We start from the raw sequence: 18,429 nt of genomic DNA on the forward strand, positions 1-18,429 counted from the left end.
AAGTGATCAGCCATCGGTGGGGCCGCCTCGTCAGAGGCGTTCGATGCGGTCGGCCTGCGGGCCCCGGTCGCTCTGACGCACCGTGTACCGGACCCGGTCACCCTTCTGCAGCGGTTCCGACCCCATGATCACGGACGCGTGGGCGAAGAGATCGTCGCCGCCTGCGTCCGGGGTGATGAAGCCGAAGCCGCGGTCGTCGTCGTAGCGCGCGACGACGCCCTCGCCGCCTCGTACGGGCACGTCCCGCGCCGCCGGCCCTGCGGCCGCGGCAGGTGCCGACCGCTGCGGTGCCGTCTGGGGCTCGGCGCCCCGGACCAGGTGCACGTCGCGGGCCTGCGGGCCCTTGTCTCCACTAGCCACCTCGTAGGCGACGCGGTCGCCCTCCGCGAGCCACGTCAGCCCCTCGGCCAGGGCCCGGGCGTGAACGAAGACGTCCCCGGCGCCGGAGTCGGGGTTGATGAAGCCGAAGCCCTTGTCCTCGTCGTACCAGGCCACCGTGCCGTCGGCACCGTCCGCGGTACCAGCCGCAGCGGGTGAGCCGGCCCCTGCTCCCAGCGGGATCACGTGCCCGGCCTGCGGGCCGCGCTCGCCTTCGACGATCAGGAAGGCCACCCGCTGCCCCTCGCTGACCACGCCGCCGGTCACGATGGCGGAGCTGTGCACGAAGATGTCGGCGCCGCCGCCGTCCGGCGACGCGAAGCCGTACCCCTTGCCCGGCTCGTACCAGTTGATGGTGCCGAGCAGGCCCACGGTGCTGCCGGTGGCGGCATCGGCGGTGACGCGAACGTGCAGCGCCTGGGGCCCGCGGTCGTTCTCGCCGACCTCGAACACGACGGCCTGACCCTCGCGGAGCAGTTTCGCGCCGCCGTCCCCGACGATCTCGGAGGCGTGCACGAACACGTCCGGCGAGCCGTCCTCGGGCGCGAGGAAGCCGAAACCACGTTCGGCGTCGAACCAACGGACGGTTCCTTGCGGCATCAAAAGCTCCAGGTCGAGAGGGCGGGCAATGGCCCCCAGTCTCTCTGACAGACCTCCGGTCCGTCGGGCCGGGTCCACAGGCGGGCTTCCGACTGAGCGTCTGGCTACCTGCGCTCAAGAAGGCAGGCATCGAGAAGCCGACCCGGGCGGACGGGATGCACGCGCTGCTCGACGCCGGCGAGTCCATCAAAGCCCTGTCCAGCTACCGCGGCGGCCTGAGCAAGGTCCAAAACCACAAAACGGCAGCTAGGCGTACATGGCCAGCCAGATCGCGATGTAGTGCGAAATCGCCGCCAGCACGGTGCAAGCATGGAAGTACTCGTGATACCCGAAGGTGTCCGGCCAGTGGTTCGGCCACTTGAAGCCGTAAAACGCCGCACCCAACGTATAGAACAACCCGCCCACGCACAGCAGCACCAGCGCCGCGACGCCGGCGTGCGACAGCAGCTCGGGGAAGACGAAAACGGCAACCCACCCGAGGGCGATGTAGATCGGCACGCCGAGCCACCGCGGCGCGTGCGGCCACAGCATCTTCAGGGCCACGCCGAGGACAGCGCCGCCCCACACGATCGACAGGATCACGTAGCCCGTCGGCTTCGACATCGCCAGCAGTGTGAACGGGGTGTACGTGCCGGCGATGAACAGGAAGATCATCGAGTGGTCCGCGCGCTTCATCCACTTGTACGCGCGGGGGCTCCACAAACGACGGTGGTACAGCGCGCTCACGCCGAACAGGCCGAGCACCGTAAGGCCGTAGACCGACGTCGCCAGCGCCGCGATCGGGGACACTGTGGACGCCGCCAGGCTGATCAGCACCGCCGCGGCCGCGACCGCGCCGAAGAACGTCCAGAAGTGGATGTGGCCCCTCAGTCGAGGGCGGAGGTCCACTACGGGCTCGGGTGGTTCCGTCTTCACACTCACTCGTCCAGGTTACGGGACCGTAGGTTCTCCAGCACTGCTCAATGCGAGTCACGCGCCTCACACCGGGTGCGTACTCTTCCTCGACGTGAGTGTTCGCTCCTTCTTGTCCGACGTCGTGTACAGCGCCTACGGCAGGCGTCTCATCCAGCAGGCCCGCGGCCGGCATCCCCGGCACATCGCCATCATGCTCGACGGCAACCGCCGTTGGGCTCGTGAAGCGGGCTTCACGGACGTAGCGGACGGCCACCGGGCCGGGGCGAAGAAGATCGCCGACTTCCTGAGCTGGTGCCAGGAGGCCGATGTCGAGGTCGTCACCATGTGGCTGCTGTCCACCGACAACCTCAACCGCGACCCGGACGAGCTCACGCCGCTGCTGAAGATCATCACCGAGGTCACCGACGAGCTGGCCGCGCCCGGGACGCCGTGGCGCCTCCGGATCGTCGGGGCGCTCGACCTGCTACCCAGTGAGATCGCGAAGAAACTCAGCGAAGCCGCCACGCGCACCGAGGGGCGCACAGGGATGGAGGTCAACGTCGCTGTCGGTTACGGCGGGCGCCAGGAGATCGCGGACGCCGTGCGCAGCCTGCTGCTCCAGCACGCCGACGAGGGCACGACCATTCACGAGCTGGCGAAGATCCTCGACGTCGACCACATCTCCGAGCACCTCTACACCTCGGGGCAGCCCGATCCGGACCTCATCATCCGGACTTCGGGGGAACAGCGGCTTTCCGGATTCCTGCTCTGGCAGTCCGCGCATTCCGAATTCTGGTTCACCGAAGCGTATTGGCCGGCATTCCGCCGGGTCGACTTCCTGCGTGCGATCCGCGACTACGCCTGGCGGCACCGCCGGTTCGGCTCGTGAACGCACCGAAGGGCCCCGGAGCGAACTCCGGGGCCCTTCGAAGAACCTGACTCAGTGGTGGTGGTGCTCCAGCGAGTGCAGGATCAGCGCCGGGGTGGTGGCCACGCCGGTGTAGGCGCCGGCGACCAGGGAGGCCGCACCGTAGCCCAGGGCGCCGCCGCCCTCGATGAACGTGGCGTAGGCGTCGCCGAACGTCGGGTCCGGGGTGCCGCTCGAGTCGCCCGTCGCGGCGAACGCGGTGCTGCCGACCATCATGAGGCCCGCAGCGGTGGCGGCGACGAAACCAGCCTTCTTCAGCACTTGGCACACTCCTAGGTAGAACTGTTGGGGTCCGGGCGCCGGCCGAACCGGCGGTGTGTCCCGCAGTCAAAAAATTACTCGCTTATCGGGCTTCTCGTACGTCGTGTACGCCCATTGTGTGAGGCTGCTGCAGGCGCTTTCACTCGGTACGGTTCATTACTCGCGACGCAAAATGCATTCCTTCACCGAACGTGGTAGAACCCCGAAGCCGATCTTGTGAATACGTCGGGTCAGCAATTTATCCAAGATCATTCCGACGAGTGTGTATCGATCGAGAGGGCAACTACCCAGAGCTACCGTCACGGGACGTCGATGTCGGACGACCGACAGTGAGGTGACGATCTGGCGAATCACCGTGTTGGCTCCCTGCGCGATCCGGCATTCGTAGGTACCTTCCGAGAAGAGGGCACGCGATCCGTGCGGGTCCTCGCGGGAGGCCCTGGTCGTGACGGTGATCGAGGGGGCGGCACAGCCGCCCACGAGACGCACGAGGGGGCCGGCACCCGGCCCTCGTGGCCGCGCCGCCTGACAGCTCGTCAGGCGGAGTGGTCCAGCCAGGGAGGTGCCCGGCCCAGCGAGTGCGGGCGTGAGGTGCACACGCCCTCGAGGGAGATGCCGTCGTGACTGCGCAGCGTTTGCCCCGTAAGGCCTCTGGCCGTTCTTCGACCGGTGCCGTTCCTGGCCCGGAGAAAGCCTCGACCTCGCCCGAATCCCAGCAGCACATGTACGTGCTCGACACGTCGGTCCTCCTTTCGGACCCGTGGGCGGTGACCCGGTTCGCCGAACACGCAGTCGTGCTTCCGCTGGTCGTCATCAGTGAACTGGAGGCGAAGCGCCACCACCCGGAGCTCGGCTGGTTCGCCCGGGAGTCCCTGCGCATGCTCGACGACCTGCGCCGGCAGTACGGCAGGCTCGACGCGCCGCTCCCCATCGGGGACCACGGCGGCACGCTGCAGGTGGAGCTGAACCACTCGGACCCGACGGTGCTCCCGGTCGGGTTCCGGACGGACTCCAACGACCACCGCATCCTCGCCTGTGCGCTGAATCTCGCGGCGGAGTACGAGTCGGTCACGCTGGTGACGAAGGACATCCCGCTGCGGGTCAAGGCCGGGGCCGTCGGCCTCGAGGCGGACGAGTACCGCGCGCAGGAAGTGACCCCGTCGGGCTGGACGGGCATGGCGGACGTGGACGTCGAGCAGGACGTGCTGGACACGCTGTTCGGCGGCGGCACCGTCGACCCGGTCGAGTACGGCATGGACGAGCTCGCCGAGCTGCCCTGCCACACCGGGCTGCGGCTGCTCGCGGGCAGCTCCAGCGCTCTCGGGCGGATCACCGCGGACAAGCGCATCCGGCTGGTCCGCGGCGACCGCGAGGCGTTCGGCCTGCACGGCCGCAGCGCCGAGCAGCGCGTCGCACTCGACCTGCTGCTCGACTCCGACGTCGGCATCGTCTCCCTCGGCGGCCGCGCCGGCACCGGCAAGTCGGCACTCGCGCTGTGCGCCGGGCTCGAGGCGGTGATGGAGCGCCGCCAGCACCGCAAGGTCGTGGTGTTCCGGCCGGTCTACGCGGTCGGCGGCCAGGACCTCGGCTACCTGCCCGGGTCCGAGAGCGAGAAGATGCAGCCGTGGGCGCAGGCGGTGTTCGACACCCTCGGCGCGCTGGTCAGCCAGGACGTCCTCGACGAGGTCTTCGACCGCGGCATGCTCGAGGTGCTCCCGCTGACGCACATCCGCGGCCGGTCGCTGCACGACGCGTTCGTCATCGTCGACGAGGCGCAGTCACTGGAACGGAACGTCCTGCTCACGGTGCTTTCGCGGCTCGGCACGGCGTCACGGGTGGTGCTCACGCACGACGTCGCCCAGCGTGACAACCTGCGCGTCGGCCGGCACGACGGCGTCTCGGCGGTGATCGAGAAGCTGAAGGGCCACCCGCTGTTCGCGCACGTCACGCTGACGCGCTCGGAGCGCTCGCCGATCGCCGCCCTGGTCACCGAGATGCTGGAGGACCACGGCTGAGCCCAAGTCCATGAAGGGCACCTTCAGGGCTTAAACGCCCTGAAGGTGCCCTTCATGGCATTCACCAGCCGGAGGGGAGCGGACGGCCTTCCGCGAAGCCTGCGGCCGACTGGACGCCCAGCAAGGCCCGCTCGTGGAACTCTTCGAGAGTGCGCGCGCCCGCGTAGGTGCACGAGGACCGGACGCCGGAGCCGATCGAGTCCAGCAGGTCCTCGACGCCCGGCCGGGCCGGGTCGAGGGACATCCGCGACGTCGAGATGCCCTCTTCGAACAGCGCCTTGCGGGCGCGGTCGAACGAGTTGTCCGTGCGGGTGCGCGCGCCCACCGCGCGCTTCGACGCCATGCCGAACGACTCCTTGTACGGCCGCCCCTGCTCGTCGAACCGCAGGTCACCGGGGGATTCGTAGGTGCCGGCGAACCACGAGCCGACCATCGCCGCGGACGCACCCGCGGCCAGCGCCAGCGCGACGTCGCGCGGGTGGCGGACCCCGCCGTCGGCCCAGACGTGCTTGCCCAGCTCGCGCGCGGCGGCCGCGCAGTCGGCGACGGCCGAGAACTGCGGACGGCCGACGCCGGTCATCATCCGCGTGGTGCACATCGCGCCCGGCCCGACCCCGACCTTGACGACGTCGGCGCCGGCCTGGATCAGGTCGCGCGTGCCCTCGGCGGTGACCACGTTCCCGGCGACCACCGGGACCTGCGGCGACACCGACCGGACGGCCTTCAGCGCGGCGATCATCTTCTCCTGGTGCCCGTGCGCGGTGTCGACGACCAGCACGTCGGCACCGGAGCTGAGCACGGCTTCGGCCTTCGCCGCGACATCGCCGTTGACGCCGACCGCGGCGGCGACACGCAGCTTGCCGCCGTTGTCGACGGCCGGGGTGTAGATGTCGGCGCGCAGCGCCCCGACGGCGGTCAGCACACCCGCGAGGCGGCCGTCCGCGTCCAGGCCCAGCGCCAGGGATGCGCCGTGGCTGTGCAGCCGTTCGAAGACCTCGCGCGGCGGCGTGTTCAGCGGGACCGCGACGGTCGCAGGCTGCGCGACGTCGGCGAGACGCGCGAAGCGGTCGACGCCCGCGCAGGCCGCTTCGTCGACGATGCCGACCGGGCGGCCTTCGCCGTCGACGACCACAACAGCGCCGTGAGCGCGCTTGTGGACGAGGTTGAGCGCGTCGGCCACCGCGTCACCGCCGGTGAGCACCAGCGGTGTGTCCCACACCGTGTGGCGGCTCTTCACCCAGCCGACGATCTCCGCGACGGCGCTGCTGTCCACGTCTTGGGGCAGCACCACCAGGCCGCCCCGGCGGGCGACGGTCTCGGCCATCCGGCGGCCGGCGACCGCGGTCATGTTCGCGACCACGATCGGGATCGTCGCGCCGGTGCCGTCCGCGGTGGACAGGTCGACGTCGAAGCGGGACTCCACGTCCGAGCGGTTCGGCAGCAGGAACACGTCGTCGTAGGTCAGGTCGTGAGCGGGCCGGTGGCCGTCGAGGAAACGCACGAGTCCCCAGGCTACGGGGCGCGCGAGGAGACGGCGAACGCGGCAGGGCGCGTGGCAGGATCGAAGCATGAGCCGCCGCGACCGGGACACCGAGGGACGGGCACGCAACGCACGGCCGCGCGACGGCCTCGGCCGCCCGCTTCCGTACGGCGAGGAAGGTGTCGAGCGCCAGCCGGAGGGCATCGCGCGGACGCCGGCGCAAACGCTTGCGGAGGCCCAGCAGCTGCTCGACGACGGCAAGCCGTTCCACGCGCACGAGGTCTTCGAGGACGCGTGGAAGACCGCCGACGGACCCGACCGCGAACTCTGGCGCGGCCTCGCGCAGCTCGCCGTCGGGCTGACGCACGCCGCACGCGGCAACGCCGTCGGCGCGGCGTCGCTGCTGGAGCGGGGCGCGGCGAGCATCGAGCCGTTCCGGAGCGAGCCACCGCACGGCATTGACGTCGCCGGGTTGCAGGAGTGGGCGCGGAACCTGGTCGAAGAGGCGAAGCAGCGCGTACGCGTGTCGCCGACCCCGCCGCGGCTGAAGAGCTGATGTGCTGACGGCGCTGGGCGCCGCGGTCATCGCGGCGGTAGCTTCGCTGTTCGGCGTGACGCTCGGGGCGCTGCTCGAGCCCCTGAAGCTCAACGCGGCGCGCCGGGCGAAGCAGCGCCAGGAGCGCGCGGACCGCTGCGCAGGACTCATCGAGGCCGCGACGCGAGCACGTAAGCACATCATGGACCTCAACGTCATCCATCGTCGAATGACGCTTGGCGAGGAACAGGAGACGGACGCGCAGCGTGCAGTTGAGTTCGAGGACGGCTACTACACGGCACGCACCGAAATGCGTACTTTCTACGGGTTGCTCATCATGAGCGGTCCGGACGAGCTGGTCGAGCAAGCGAAGCTGCTGCGGAAAGCGGAAGAGGACCTCCACCACACCCGGTTCGAGCTGGATGCCGGCGGGGAATTCAGGCGCATGCACTTGCCCGCGCCGGTGCGCGAAGCGACCGTCGCGTGCGAACGGGCGATCGAGGAGTTCGCGCTCGTCGCCCGGAAGCACACGTCCTAGGGCTGGTCCCAGCCGCTCGAAGCCGTCTTCTCGGCGCCGATCGTGGTGCCGTCGCCGTGGCCGGTGTGCACCTTTGTCGCCTCCGGGAGCGTGAACAGCTTCTCGCGGATGGACTTCAGGATCGTCGGATAGTCCGAATAGGACCGTCCGGTGGCGCCGGGGCCGCCGTTGAACAGCGTGTCGCCGGTGAACACCACGCCGAGCTTTTCGGCGTACAGGCAGACCGCGCCGGGCGCGTGACCCGGCGTGTGGATGACGCGGAGCTCGGTGCCCGCGATGGTGATCCTCTGGTCGTCGGCCAGCTCGCCGTCCGGCGCGCGGTCGGGGTGGGTGAGGTTCCAGACGACCCGGTCGTCGGGGTGCAGCAGGATCGGCGCGCCGGTGGCCTCGGCCAGCTGGGGCGCGGCGTTGACGTGGTCGTTGTGCGCGTGGGTGCAGACGATCGCGGCCAGTTTCCGCTCACCGACGACGTTGGCGATCGCTTTCGCGTCGTGAGCCGCGTCGATGACGATCACCTCCGCGTCGTCACCCACGATCCACACGTTGTTGTCGACGTCCCAGCTGCCCCCGTCGAGCTCGAAGACGCCGGAGGTCACCAGGTTCTGCACGATCGCCGTCATGCGCCCGACCCTAGCGGTGATCCGGCCGCTTGCCGATCGAGCGGGTCGACGACATACCGGCGGTATGCTACTTTCGAGTAGTCTTACTGTCGGTAAGTTCGAGGAGTGCCGCCATGCCGCGTGACCTGCTGGCCGAGCCGCTCAAGCTGCGCTGCGGTGCCGTCCTGCCGAACCGGCTGGTCAAGTCGGCGCTGAGCGAGCAGCTCGGCGACCGCCGGAACGCGCCGACCCGCGAACTCTTCGAGCTGTACCGGACGTGGGCGCGGGGTGGCGCGGGCGCGCTGATCACCGGGAACGTCATGGTCGATCCGGTCGCGCTCGGCGAGCCGCGCAACGTCGCGGTGACCCCGGACCCGGAGGTCTACCGCCCGTGGGCGCGGGCGGTCGAGGGCACGGACACGCAGCTCTGGGTGCAGCTGAACCACCCCGGCCGGCAGAGCCCGCGGTACCTGTCACGGCAGCCGGTCGCGCCGTCCGCCGTGCCCTTCGGTGACCGAGGCGTGCGTACCGCCTTCGCCGCTCCGCGCGCTCTCACCGGCGAAGAGATCGAAGCGATCATCGAACGCTTCGGTATCGCGGCGCGCACATTCGTCGAAGCGGGCTTCGCGGGCGTACAGATCCATGGCGCGCACGGCTACCTGGTCTCGCAGTTCCTTTCCCCGCTGACGAACCTGCGCACCGACGCCTGGGGTGGTGACGCCGTCCGTCGCCGGCGGTTCCTCCTCGAGGTGGTGCGGCGCGTGCGTTCGGCGGTGGGCGACGCCGTGCCGGTGTCGGTCAAGCTCAACAGCGCGGACTTCCAGCGCGGCGGTTTCACCGAGGACGAGTCGCTCGAAGTGGTGCGCGAACTCGGCGAGGCCGGGCTCGACCTGCTGGAAGTTTCCGGCGGCACCTACGAGAAGGCCGCGATGATGGGCTCGGGCCGGGCGAGCACTGTCGCGCGCGAAGCGTACTTCTTGGACTACGCCGCGAAGGCGCGTTCAGTGTCCGACGTCGCGTTGATGGTCACCGGCGGCTTCGCGACTCCGGACGGCATGACGGACGCGTTGCGCTCCGGCGAGCTCGACGTCATCGGGCTCGGCCGGCCGCTCGTCGTCGACCCCGAGCTGCCGGCGCGGCTGCTGAGCGGCGAGGACGTCGAGGCGGAGCGGCGGTGCCCGAAGACCGGGATCCGGCTGGCCGACAGCCTGCTCGAGATCCAGTGGCACACCCGCCAGATGCACCGGATCGCCGCCGGCAAGCCGGTCGACCGGCGCGGCGCGCTGCCGACGCTGGTGCAGGCCGCCGCGACCGACGGGCTCAACGCGTTCCGCCGCGTCCGCGGTTAAGCGGGTCTCACCCGGCGCTCGTACAGGAACGCGGCGGCGGCGAGGGCGGTGAAGAACAGGCCGATGAACACACAGTTGAGAGAGACCTGGCCGTAGCCGAGCGCGCCCGCGTCGACGAACGGGTACGGGTAGAAGCCGGTGATCGCGCCGCGCGGCAGTGTGAAGGCGAGCCAGACCAGCGGGTAGAGCAGCGACCACCACACCGTGCGCCAGGTCAGCGCGCCGCGCGGGCCCGCGATGAGCCAGCCGAGCACGAACAGGATCGGCGTCACCTTGTGCAGCACCGTGTCGGCGAACAGCGAAAGCCCGTGCAGCTCGTACAGGCCGGCGAGGGCGACCTGGTAGACGATGCCGGTCACGGTGATGCCGACCAGCGCGTCGAGCCAGAGCACGGCGAACAGGCGGCCGCGCGCGACGCCCAGCGCGACCAGCGCCGAGGTCACGGTGACCAGCAGGTTCGAGTCGATCGTGAAGAAGCAGAGCAGGTTCGCGATCCGGCCGGCGGGGTCCTGCGCCGAGGCGACCACCTGGGTGACCAAGCCGGTCAGTGCGACCAGGGTGGTGACGGCGAACCAGCCGCGGGTGAGCTTGGACATCCCGTGACGATACCGGCGTGAGTCCATTGTGGACCACTTGGAACCGGGCGGGCTCCGGAGCTGTCCGCCCCGGAGCCCGCCCGGGGGTCTACTTCAGCGCCTTGACCAGCGCGGGGACGAAGACCGACGCGTCGACCGTGCCCCAGCCGCTGGCGATGTCGAAGCCCTTCGCCGCGGTGAAGCCGGTGACGCCGTCCTGGCTGTTGTCGCCCTCGGTGACGTCGACGATGCCCGCCTTCGTGCCCGCCGGGCCCAGCTTCGTGTACAGCGCCGGGTTGATCTGGCCGAGCTTGCCGTGCTTGGCCTGGACGGCCAGCGCGAGCACCCCGGCGAACAGCGGCGCGGACTGCGACGTGCCGTAGACGCCTTCCATGCTGATGTCCGGGAACGAGCGCATCTTGCTGCCGGTGATCTTCTTGACGCCGTCCTGCCAGTTCGGCCGCGCGTACGTCTTCGAGAGGCCCGCGCCTTCGGAGAAGCCGTTGTCGGCGACGTTCACGACGTCGTCCGGCTTGGTGCGCGCGCCGGTCGCGTCGAGGTGCAGCTGCGTGCCGCCGAGCGTCGTGACACGCGGGTCGGACGCCGGCCAGCTCGCGACGCGGTACGGGTAGTTGCCGGGGCCGTAGAGGTAACCACCGGTCGGGCCGTCGTCGCCGGAGGAGGCGACCATCGTGATCCCGGCCTTGCTCGCGCGGTCGAGTGCCGGGTCGAGCGTCTTGATCGAGTCGAACGACGGGAAGTTCTCCTCGGTGGTGCCGAAGCTCATCGAGATGACGTCGACCAGCTTGTGCTCGGTCATGTAGTCGACGGCGTGCATCATCTCGGGCAGGCCGGTGAAGCCCTGCGTCTCCGCGACGGGCGTGGCCGCGACGATGATCTTCGCGTTCGGCGCCAGGGCGTGCATCATCGTGACGTCGAGGTCGGTCTCGCCGCCCCAGCCCTGGCAGGTCGCGGTGTCGACGCCGGGGTCGGTGCACGCCGGGACGGGCCCGGACGGCTGGATGACCTCGACGTTCGCCGGCGGCAGGCCGTGGCTCTTCGAGTAGGTGTCGAGGACTTCCTTGACCTGGTCGTCGCCGAACGACACCAGTGTCGCAACGGTGCTGCCCGCGCCGGTGATGCCGTCGTTCCACAGCTTCGTCGCGTTGTAGGCGGTGCTTTCCTTCGGCAGCGTCGCCATCGCCGCTTCCAGCTTCGCGACCCGCTTCTGCACGGTGTCCGCGCCGACGAACGACTGCGCGGCCGCCGAGAAGTGGTGCTTCGACGGCTGGTGCCCGGCGTCCGGCGTGCTCGGCACCGGCGTGGCCGACGCCGGAACGGCGAACGCCGTCACGAGCAGGGTGGTGCTCGCGAGCAGGCCCGCGGTGGCGCGCAATCTCATGCTTTCTCCCCTGGCTGAAGGAACTCCGTCAGCCACTCTGGCCAGGTTGGGGAGGAGGCAACATCGACTTTCGTCTTTCCTTTTAGGAGGAAAGCACCGCCGACGCGCGAGATGTCGTGATCGAGACTTTCGTTTCAGGCTCCTTCCGACCGGTCGCCGTGGAGCAGGCCGCGGACCGTGTCGATCGTGTCGGCGTCCGCCGGGTCCTTGTCCGGGCGGTAGCGGACCACCCGCGCGAACCGCAGGGCCAGGCCACCGGGGTAGCGCGTCGAAACCTGGGCGCTGTCCAGCTCGATCTCGACGACGACTTCCGGGCGGACGTACACCGTCCAGTCGTCGCGGTGGGTCTCGATCTCCTGGAACGTCCTCGTCTGCCAGGCGAGGATCTCGTCGGTCATGCCCTTGAACGTCTTGCCCACCATGATCGGCGGGCCGCCGTCCGGGTCGCGGGCGCCGAGGTGCAGGTTCGACAGCGTGCCCGTGCGCCGGCCGTGGCCCCACTCCGCCGCGAGGACCACCAGGTCGATCGTGTGCACCGGCTTGACCTTCAGCCACGCGCGCCCGCGCCGCCCGGCTGCGTACGGCGACGCCAGGTCCTTGACCATCACCCCTTCGTGCCCGGCCTCCATCGCCGCCTCGAGCACCTCGGCCGCGCCCGCGACACCAACCTCACCGGGGATCACGTGCGCCCCGGCGACCTTGCGCAGGGCCGCGTTGCGTTCGGACAGCGGCGCGTCCAGGAGGTCGACGCCGTCGAGGTGCAGGCAGTCGAAGAAGTACGGCCGCAGCAGGAGCGCCTTCACCTGCTCGTCGCGGGTGCTGCCGAACCGGCTCATCGTGTCCTGGAACGGCCGCGGCCGCCCGGCGTCGGTCAGCGCCAGCGTCTCGCCGTCCAGGACCACCGACTCGCACGGCAGCGCCCGCACCAGCTCGACCAGCTCCTGCACGCTGCCGGTGATCTCGCGCAGCGTGCGGGTCCAGACGTGCACCTCGTCACCTTGGCGGTGCACCTGGATCCGGGCACCGTCCATCTTGTACTCGACGATCGCCTCGGCGTGCTCGGCGACGGCTTCGTCCAGCGATTCCGCCGGTGACGCCAGCATCGGCTTGATCGGCGTGCCCAGCGTCAGCCGGAACTCCGCCAGCGCCGCCTGCCCGCCGGTGAGCGCCGCGACGCCGGTGGTGCCGAGCTTGCCGGACAGCATGAACGCCCGGCGGACGTCTACAGCCGGGACCTCGGCCGCCGCCGCGATCGCGTCGACCATCACGCCTTCCAGTGCGCCCTGCCGCAGTTCGCCGGTGACCAGCCGGAACAGGAACTGCTGCTCGTCCTCGGTCAGCCGGACGAACAGCGCTCGAAGCACGTCCTGCCGCCGGGTCGACGAGCCCGTGCCCGCCGCCACGCCGGCCGCCTCGGTCAGCGCGGCGTCCACTTCGAGCACCGTCACGATCGGGTCGGGAGCTGGGGCGGCGCCGAGCCCGGCCAGGGTGCGCCAGCCCGCACCCAGCCGGTCCTGCGCCGTCTGCCCGGTCAGGTACGCGATCACCACGGGCAGCTCCGCGACCTCGGCCGCACGCAGCAGCGTGGCCAGGAGGGCGATCTTCGCCTTCCTGGACCTCGTCGCCGCCAGGTCGGCGGACGCCCGGACTATCTCGCTGAGCAGCACCCGGACATCATGACCCGGACCACCGACAATTTCTCGTCGGTCAGATGTCCGGCCTGGTGCAGAGGGGGTCGAGGAGCCCGTCCTTGGCCACGCACGGCGTGTACCCGGCGTCCTGCAGCTCCGCCCGCGCGGCCGAGCTCGCGAGGTAGTCCAGGAACCGCTTCAGCACACTCCCGTTGGACGGCACGCCCTTCGTGTAGAGGTACTCGACGGTCCAGAACCGGTAGCCGGCGTCGACGGTCGTGACGTCGGGGTAGTGGCCGTCGAGCTGCAGGACGCTCAGCTGCTGGTCGCGGGCGGCTGCTGTCTTGGCCGCCGGGACGTCGGCGTACCCGATCGCGCCCGGGACGGCGGCGACCTCGGTGAGCACCTCGCCGGTCGTGCCGCGCTCGCAGCGCGTGGTGGCCGCCGCCGGGTCGCGTTCGGGCTTGCGGCACGAGTCCGACGTCAGCCGGTCCTCCGCGCCGCCGAGCACCTTCTGCTCGAACGTCTTGCGGGTGCCCGACTCCTGCCCGCGCCCGACGATCCCGATCGGCACCGACGGCCCCGGCCGGAGCTGGTCCCAGTTCCGCACCCGGCCGCTGAAGATGTCCTTGACCTGCTGGGTCGTCAGCCGGTCGACGCCGGCGGCGCGGTTGACGACCAGGCTGTACACGACCACCGCGACGGCCTTCGCCTCGAGATCCGGGCCCGCTTCGCCGGACCGGCCGTCCGAGAGCACCGCCAGCTCGTCCTTGCCCGCCGCGTCGACCGGGGCGAGCGCGCGGACCCCGGTGACACTGCCGGTCGCGCGGGTCGTGATCGCGGCGCCGTCGCACTGGCCGTGGTACTCGGCCGCGATGCTGCCGATGATCGGCACGAACGCGCTCGACCCCTCGACCGACAGCTTCCCGGTGGCGCACTGCGCGGTCTCGCCGGACGGCCGTGACCACGACACGAGCAGCGTCGCCAGCAGCGCCCCGGTCAGCAGCACCCCGACCGCCGTCGTGACCACCGGCCAGGTGATCCGGCGCTGCTTGCGGTCGTCCCGGATCCGGCCGGCGGCCAGCCGGGCGTGGTGGTCGATCTCCTTGCTGATCTCGCCGTCGTAGCCGTCGGACTCGCGCAGCACGACAACAAGCTTGAACTTCTCCTTGCGCTTCAAGGAAAGCCGCGCGAACCGGACGCCGTGCCACTCGGGCGCCTCGGGCGCAGGCGTCTCCGCCAGCCGCTTGGGCAGCCATGCACGCACCCTCGACAGCTTCGCGCCTTCCACCGGCCGCTGTGGCGTCTCGCGCGTGAAGAACTCGAGGCCGTCGCGGACGTGCTGACGGAGGCCGTCGTCGGTGGCGTCGGACACCCGCGCGTCCCAGACGATCCGGTTGCCGAAGGTGAACGACAGCGGGATCTCGAAGTCCTCCGGTGCGATGTCGAACCCGCCGGTGTTGCGGATCCGGATCACCACCACGCTCATCCGGCTCAGCAGCCGCGCGGTGCGCTCCAGCTGCGGGTCGGCCTGGGCGGAGCCGTTCTCACCGTCGTGCAGGTCGATCGGGGACAGGCCGATCTTCGAGTTGTAGAGCACCCGGAACGCCAGCCGGCGGCGCCGGATGAAGTAGCGGTCCACGAACGGCGCGGCCATCGCGACCAGCGCGGCGAGCCCGAGGACCAGACTGCCCGAATCCGAGCTGAGGATCTCGGCGAGGGACTGCATCGTCGCGCCGACGCCCACCGTGCCGCTCCTCTACCCCCGACTCCCCAGGTGAAGCAGCGTAGGCAGCGCTCACCCGGTGCGGGGGGCCGACGACCGAGTGTTCACCGGTCGTTCATCGGCGGCGATCCAGCTGGCCAGCAGCCCGAGCGCGCGTTCGGTCTCCGACCCCGGCTCGGCGTGGTAGACGACCATGCCCTGGTCGGGATCCTGGGGCAGGCGCAGCGTCTCGTAGCGCAGCCGCAGCTCACCGACGACGGGGTTCCGCAGCACCTTCCAGCCCTGGGCCTTCTCCCGCACCGCGTGCTCGGCCCACAGCTTCCGGAACCGTTCGCTCGCCAGCGACAGCTCGCCGATGAGCTGGGCGAACCGCGGGTCCCCAGGATGCCGTCCGCTCTCCGCGCGCAGGTTCGCGACGAGCTCACGGCACACCGCGTCGTACTCCGGGTGCAGCTGCTTCGCCCGCTCGTCGAGGAAGATCAGCTTCGGCATGTTGCGTTCGGCCAGGTCGGCGAAGGCGAACGCGACCGCGCCGCCGAGCGCGTTCCACGCCAGCACGTCCATGTACCGGCCGAAGACGAACGCCGGCGCCTGGATGGCGTCGAGCAGCTGCTGCAGCTCGGGCCGGACCTGTTGCGGCGCGCGCTCGTCACGGCGCTTCGGCGCGGCGAGGTTGCGCAGGTAGGCCTCTTCGCCGGAGTCGAGCCGCAGCGCGCGGGCCAGCGCGTCGAGGACCGCGTCCGAGACGTTCTTCGCGCGGCCCTGCTCCAGCCGCGTGTAGTAGTCGACGCTGATCCCGGACAGCTGCGCCAGCTCCTCGCGACGCAGGCCCTTGACCCGCCGCTGCGTGATCCCGGGCGGCAGGCCCAGGTCAGCGGGGTCCAGTGCGGCGCGGCGCGCCTTCAGGAAGGCGCCCAGCTCGGCTGCGTCACTCATGCCTCCAGTATCCCCGCCTCGCGGCGGCCCGCCTGGTACTGCCGGACCCAGGTTGAGCGTGACCTGGCCCGCGCTTTTCGCTCACCGCAGGGTGGTGGCATGAAACGACGAACTTTGGGCGGCACCGGGATTTCGGTCAGCGAATACGCGTTCGGCGCGATGATGCTGGGCAAGTGGGGCAACCCCGACCACGAAGCGGGCGTCCGGATGCTGCACACCGCGCTCGACGCGGGGATCAACTTCTGGGACACCGCGGACATGTACTCCGACGGCGAGAACGAGCAGATCGTCGGCAAGGCTTTGAAGGGCCGCCGCGACGAGGTCGTGCTCGCCACCAAGGGCTTCTTCCCGATGGGTGCCGACCCCAACCAGGGCGGCCTTTCGCGGCGCTGGCTCACTCGCGCGCTGGACGACAGCCTCCGGCGGCTCGACACCGACTACGTCGACCTCTACCAGGTGCACCGGCCGGATCCCACGACCGACATCGAAGAGACGCTCTCGGTGTTGACGGACTTCGTGCGCGCCGGGAAGGTGCGTGCGATCGGGTCGTCGGACTTCCCGGCCGAGCAGATCGTGGAAGCCCAGTGGGTGGCGGAAAAGCGCGGCCTGGCGCGGTTCCGCGCCGAGCAGCCGCCGTACTCGATCTTCAACCGGGCGATCGAGGCCGCGGTGCTGCCGACCGCGCAGAAGTACGGCATGGGCGTGCTGACGTGGAGCCCGCTGGCCAGCGGCTGGCTGTCGGGCAAGTACGTGAAGCCGTCCGATGTGGACCTTTCGGAGGGCCGCCGGACGTTGCAGGCGCACAAGTTCGACCCGGCGCTGCCGGAGAACGCCGTCAAGTTCGAGGCGATCGCACAGCTGAAGAAGATCGCCGACGACCTGGGCCGGCCGCTCACGCACCTGGCAACGGCGTTCGTCCGGGCCCACCCGGGCGTGACGTCGGCGATCATCGGCCCGCGCACACCGGAGCAGCTCGACGACCTGCTCGCCGGCGCGGACCTGGTGCTGGACGACGAGGTGCTGGACCGGATCGACGAGATCGTCCCGCCGGGCACGGACCTCAACCCGGCCGAGAAGGACTACACCCCGCCGGCGCTGGCGGACGCGCGCCTGCGCCGGCGGTAGCGGGTCCCGAAGCGTCACTTTCCCTAGGAAAGATGCGTCACCTCACGGCGATTTCACTTGCCGCCGCGGGCCATGCGGAGGACGTCGAGCGCTTCGTCGAGCTGCTCTTCGGTGAGCTTGCCGTCCTTCACGTGGCCGCGTTCGATGACGACCTCGCGGATCGTCTTCAGCTCCTTCAACGCCTGCTTCGCGATCGCGGCAGCCTCTTCGTAACCGATGTACTTGTTCAACGGCGTCACGATCGACGGCGAACCTTCGGCGTACTGGCGGGCGCGGTCGACGTTCGCGGTGACACCGTCGAAGACTTTGTCCGCCAGCAGCCGCGCCACCGCCGCGAGCAGGCGGGCCGACTCGAGGACGTTCCGCGCGATCACCGGCAGGTTGACGTTCAGCTGGAAGTTGCCCGCGGCGCCGGCGAAGGCCACCGCGGCGTCGTTGCCGATCACCTGGGCGACCACCTGCAACGTCGCCTCCGGGATCACCGGGTTCACCTTGCCCGGCATGATCGACGAGCCGGGCTGCAGGTCCGGCAGCGCCAGCTCGGCCAGGCCGGTGCGCGGGCCGGAGCCCAGCCAGCGCAGGTCGTTGGCGATCTTGTTGAACGACACGGCGATCGTGCGCAGGTGCCCGGACGTCTCGACGACGCTGTCCTGCGTCGCCTGCGCCTCGAAGTGGTCGCGGGCCTCGGTCAGCGGCAGCCCGGTGACGGTGGCGAGTTCCGCGGCGACCGAAGCGCCGAAGCCGTCCGGCGCGTTGAGGCCCGACCCGACGGCCGTGCCGCCGATCGGCAGCTCGCCGAGGCGCGGCAGGCCGGACTTCAGCCGTTCGACACCGAAGCGGACCTGCGACGCCCACGCGCCGGCCTCCTGGCCGAGCGTGATCGGCACGGCGTCCATCAGGTGCGTGCGGCCGGACTTCACCACGTCGGCCCACTCCGCGGCGCGCACCTCGATGGCGCCGGCGAGGTACTCGAGCGCCGGGATGACGTCCTTGAGCACGGCTTCGGTGGCGGCGACGTGGATGGTCGTCGGGAAGGTGTCGTTCGACGACTGCGACGCGTTGACGTGGTCGTTCGGGTGCACGTCCCGCCCGAGGGCGCGGCTCGCCAGGGTCGCGATGACCTCGTTGGCGTTCATGTTCGACGAGGTCCCGGACCCGGTCTGGAAGACGTCGATCGGGAAGTGCGCGTCGTGGGCGCCCTCGGCGACCTCGTCGGCGGCCTTGGCGATGGCGTCGGCGACGTCGGCGTCGAGCACGCCGAGCTTGAGGTTCACGCGCGCGGCGGCGGCCTTGAGCAGGCCGAGCGCGCGGATCTGGGCGCGCTCCAGGCCCCGGCCGGAGATGGGGAAGTTCTCGACGGCCCGCTGCGTCTGCGCGCGGTAGAGCGCGTCGGCCGGCACGCGGACCTCGCCCATGGTGTCGTGTTCGATCCGGTATTCCTGGTCAGCCATGACATC

17 protein-coding genes and 1 pseudogene are annotated in these 18,429 nt (G+C 70.4%); 6 read left to right on the plus strand and 12 right to left on the minus strand.

Translation table 11 applies throughout. The features are described 5' to 3' along the window. Window positions 1-30: 30 nt before the first annotated feature. The 3 genes and pseudogenes from ACIA5G_RS41635 to ACIA5G_RS41645 all read right to left on the minus strand — a co-directional run bounded on the left by ACIA5G_RS41635 (window position 31) and on the right by ACIA5G_RS41645 (window position 1,866). Window positions 31-750 carry a cold-shock protein gene (locus ACIA5G_RS41635; protein ID WP_395933819.1) on the minus strand — a complete coding sequence of 240 codons (720 nt, stop codon included), beginning with the start codon at window positions 748-750 and terminating at the stop codon, window positions 31-33. 30 nt (window positions 751-780) lie between these two features. After that, window positions 781-978, minus strand: a pseudogene (locus tag ACIA5G_RS41640) (cold-shock protein); the annotation flags it as partial. A 246-nt stretch (window positions 979-1,224) separates the two neighbouring features. Further along, the gene (locus tag ACIA5G_RS41645; RefSeq protein WP_395933821.1) at window positions 1,225-1,866 is read right to left on the minus strand and encodes a hemolysin III family protein; all 642 of its coding nucleotides are present in this window, start codon (window positions 1,864-1,866) and stop codon (window positions 1,225-1,227) included. A 118-nt stretch (window positions 1,867-1,984) separates the two neighbouring features. Between ACIA5G_RS41645 and ACIA5G_RS41650 the strand changes: the two genes are divergently transcribed. Then, window positions 1,985-2,761 carry an isoprenyl transferase gene (locus ACIA5G_RS41650; RefSeq protein WP_395933679.1) on the plus strand — a complete coding sequence of 259 codons (777 nt, stop codon included), beginning with the start codon at window positions 1,985-1,987 and terminating at the stop codon, window positions 2,759-2,761. Between the two features lie 51 nt (window positions 2,762-2,812). On the opposite strand, the gene ACIA5G_RS41655 is transcribed toward ACIA5G_RS41650, so the two are convergent. After that, window positions 2,813-3,061 (minus strand): hypothetical protein, encoded by a 249-nt coding sequence (locus ACIA5G_RS41655; RefSeq protein WP_395933681.1) that lies wholly within the window; start codon window positions 3,059-3,061, stop codon window positions 2,813-2,815. Window positions 3,062-3,783: 722 nt separating this feature from the next. Between ACIA5G_RS41655 and ACIA5G_RS41660 the strand changes: the two genes are divergently transcribed. Then, the gene (locus ACIA5G_RS41660; protein ID WP_395933683.1) at window positions 3,784-5,076 is read left to right on the plus strand and encodes a PhoH family protein; all 1,293 of its coding nucleotides are present in this window, start codon (window positions 3,784-3,786) and stop codon (window positions 5,074-5,076) included. A gap of 61 nt (window positions 5,077-5,137) precedes the next feature. On the opposite strand, the gene ACIA5G_RS41665 is transcribed toward ACIA5G_RS41660, so the two are convergent. Next, on the minus strand, window positions 5,138-6,577 hold the full coding sequence (locus ACIA5G_RS41665; protein ID WP_395933685.1) for a GuaB1 family IMP dehydrogenase-related protein: 1,440 nt from the start codon (window positions 6,575-6,577) through the stop codon (window positions 5,138-5,140). Window positions 6,578-6,644: 67 nt separating this feature from the next. Here ACIA5G_RS41665 and ACIA5G_RS41670 point away from each other — a divergent pair, with 67 nt between their 5' ends. Together ACIA5G_RS41670 and ACIA5G_RS41675 are read left to right on the plus strand one after the other, a co-directional pair. Beyond that, the gene (locus ACIA5G_RS41670; RefSeq protein ID WP_395933687.1) at window positions 6,645-7,112 is read left to right on the plus strand and encodes a DUF309 domain-containing protein; all 468 of its coding nucleotides are present in this window, start codon (window positions 6,645-6,647) and stop codon (window positions 7,110-7,112) included. Between the two features lies 1 nt (window position 7,113). Beyond that, window positions 7,114-7,629: a hypothetical protein gene (locus tag ACIA5G_RS41675; RefSeq protein WP_395933689.1), complete on the plus strand. Its 516-nt coding sequence runs from the start codon at window positions 7,114-7,116 to the stop codon at window positions 7,627-7,629. Here ACIA5G_RS41675 and ACIA5G_RS41680 read toward each other — a convergent pair. Beyond that, window positions 7,626-8,249 carry an MBL fold metallo-hydrolase gene (locus ACIA5G_RS41680; protein ID WP_395933691.1) on the minus strand — a complete coding sequence of 208 codons (624 nt, stop codon included), beginning with the start codon at window positions 8,247-8,249 and terminating at the stop codon, window positions 7,626-7,628. The genes ACIA5G_RS41675 and ACIA5G_RS41680 overlap by 4 nt on opposite strands. 113 nt (window positions 8,250-8,362) lie before the next feature. On the opposite strand from ACIA5G_RS41680, the gene ACIA5G_RS41685 reads away from it, so the two are divergent. Then, a complete protein-coding gene (locus tag ACIA5G_RS41685; protein ID WP_395933693.1) occupies window positions 8,363-9,577 on the plus strand; it encodes an NADH:flavin oxidoreductase/NADH oxidase family protein in 1,215 nt (404 codons plus the stop codon). Here ACIA5G_RS41685 and ACIA5G_RS41690 read toward each other — a convergent pair. From ACIA5G_RS41690 to ACIA5G_RS41710, 5 genes are all read right to left on the minus strand, one after another. Then, on the minus strand, window positions 9,574-10,173 hold the full coding sequence (locus ACIA5G_RS41690; RefSeq protein WP_395933695.1) for a Pr6Pr family membrane protein: 600 nt from the start codon (window positions 10,171-10,173) through the stop codon (window positions 9,574-9,576). The two genes, ACIA5G_RS41685 and ACIA5G_RS41690, sit on opposite strands and share 4 nt — an antisense overlap. A gap of 88 nt (window positions 10,174-10,261) precedes the next feature. Beyond that, a complete protein-coding gene (locus tag ACIA5G_RS41695) occupies window positions 10,262-11,554 on the minus strand; it encodes a S8 family serine peptidase (protein WP_395933697.1) in 1,293 nt (430 codons plus the stop codon). A gap of 134 nt (window positions 11,555-11,688) precedes the next feature. Continuing rightward, window positions 11,689-13,221: an ATP-dependent DNA ligase gene (locus ACIA5G_RS41700; RefSeq protein ID WP_395933699.1), complete on the minus strand. Its 1,533-nt coding sequence runs from the start codon at window positions 13,219-13,221 to the stop codon at window positions 11,689-11,691. Window positions 13,222-13,261: 40 nt separating this feature from the next. Beyond that, complete coding sequence (locus ACIA5G_RS41705) at window positions 13,262-14,932, minus strand: PstS family phosphate ABC transporter substrate-binding protein (protein ID WP_395933701.1); 1,671 nt, start codon at window positions 14,930-14,932, stop codon at window positions 13,262-13,264. Between the two features lie 51 nt (window positions 14,933-14,983). After that, window positions 14,984-15,847 carry a helix-turn-helix domain-containing protein gene (locus tag ACIA5G_RS41710; RefSeq protein ID WP_395933703.1) on the minus strand — a complete coding sequence of 288 codons (864 nt, stop codon included), beginning with the start codon at window positions 15,845-15,847 and terminating at the stop codon, window positions 14,984-14,986. A 99-nt stretch (window positions 15,848-15,946) separates the two neighbouring features. Here ACIA5G_RS41710 and ACIA5G_RS41715 point away from each other — a divergent pair, with 99 nt between their 5' ends. Next, window positions 15,947-16,972 carry an aldo/keto reductase gene (locus tag ACIA5G_RS41715; protein ID WP_395933705.1) on the plus strand — a complete coding sequence of 342 codons (1,026 nt, stop codon included), beginning with the start codon at window positions 15,947-15,949 and terminating at the stop codon, window positions 16,970-16,972. A gap of 53 nt (window positions 16,973-17,025) precedes the next feature. On the opposite strand, the gene ACIA5G_RS41720 is transcribed toward ACIA5G_RS41715, so the two are convergent. Beyond that, window positions 17,026-18,423 (minus strand): class II fumarate hydratase, encoded by a 1,398-nt coding sequence (locus ACIA5G_RS41720; protein ID WP_395933707.1) that lies wholly within the window; start codon window positions 18,421-18,423, stop codon window positions 17,026-17,028. Window positions 18,424-18,429 lie beyond the last annotated feature (6 nt).

This window comes from Amycolatopsis sp. NPDC051758 (assembly GCF_044453095.1).
GTDB lineage: Bacteria > Actinomycetota > Actinomycetes > Mycobacteriales > Pseudonocardiaceae > Amycolatopsis.

What these genes read in the sequence shown, in the direction of transcription:
- ACIA5G_RS41660 (WP_395933683.1), top strand. Translation starts at nt 3,784, where the DNA reads ATGTACGTGCTCGACACGTCGGTCCTCCTTTCGGACCCGTGGGCGGTG.
- ACIA5G_RS41670 (WP_395933687.1), top strand. Translation starts at nt 6,645, where the DNA reads ATGAGCCGCCGCGACCGGGACACCGAGGGACGGGCACGCAACGCACGG.
- ACIA5G_RS41680 (WP_395933691.1), bottom strand. Translation starts at nt 8,249, where the DNA reads ATGACGGCGATCGTGCAGAACCTGGTGACCTCCGGCGTCTTCGAGCTC.
- ACIA5G_RS41685 (WP_395933693.1), top strand. Translation starts at nt 8,363, where the DNA reads ATGCCGCGTGACCTGCTGGCCGAGCCGCTCAAGCTGCGCTGCGGTGCC.
- ACIA5G_RS41690 (WP_395933695.1), bottom strand. Translation starts at nt 10,173, where the DNA reads ATGTCCAAGCTCACCCGCGGCTGGTTCGCCGTCACCACCCTGGTCGCA.
- ACIA5G_RS41695 (WP_395933697.1), bottom strand. Translation starts at nt 11,554, where the DNA reads ATGAGATTGCGCGCCACCGCGGGCCTGCTCGCGAGCACCACCCTGCTC.
- ACIA5G_RS41710 (WP_395933703.1), bottom strand. Translation starts at nt 15,847, where the DNA reads ATGAGTGACGCAGCCGAGCTGGGCGCCTTCCTGAAGGCGCGCCGCGCC.
- ACIA5G_RS41715 (WP_395933705.1), top strand. Translation starts at nt 15,947, where the DNA reads ATGAAACGACGAACTTTGGGCGGCACCGGGATTTCGGTCAGCGAATAC.
- ACIA5G_RS41720 (WP_395933707.1), bottom strand. Translation starts at nt 18,423, where the DNA reads ATGGCTGACCAGGAATACCGGATCGAACACGACACCATGGGCGAGGTC.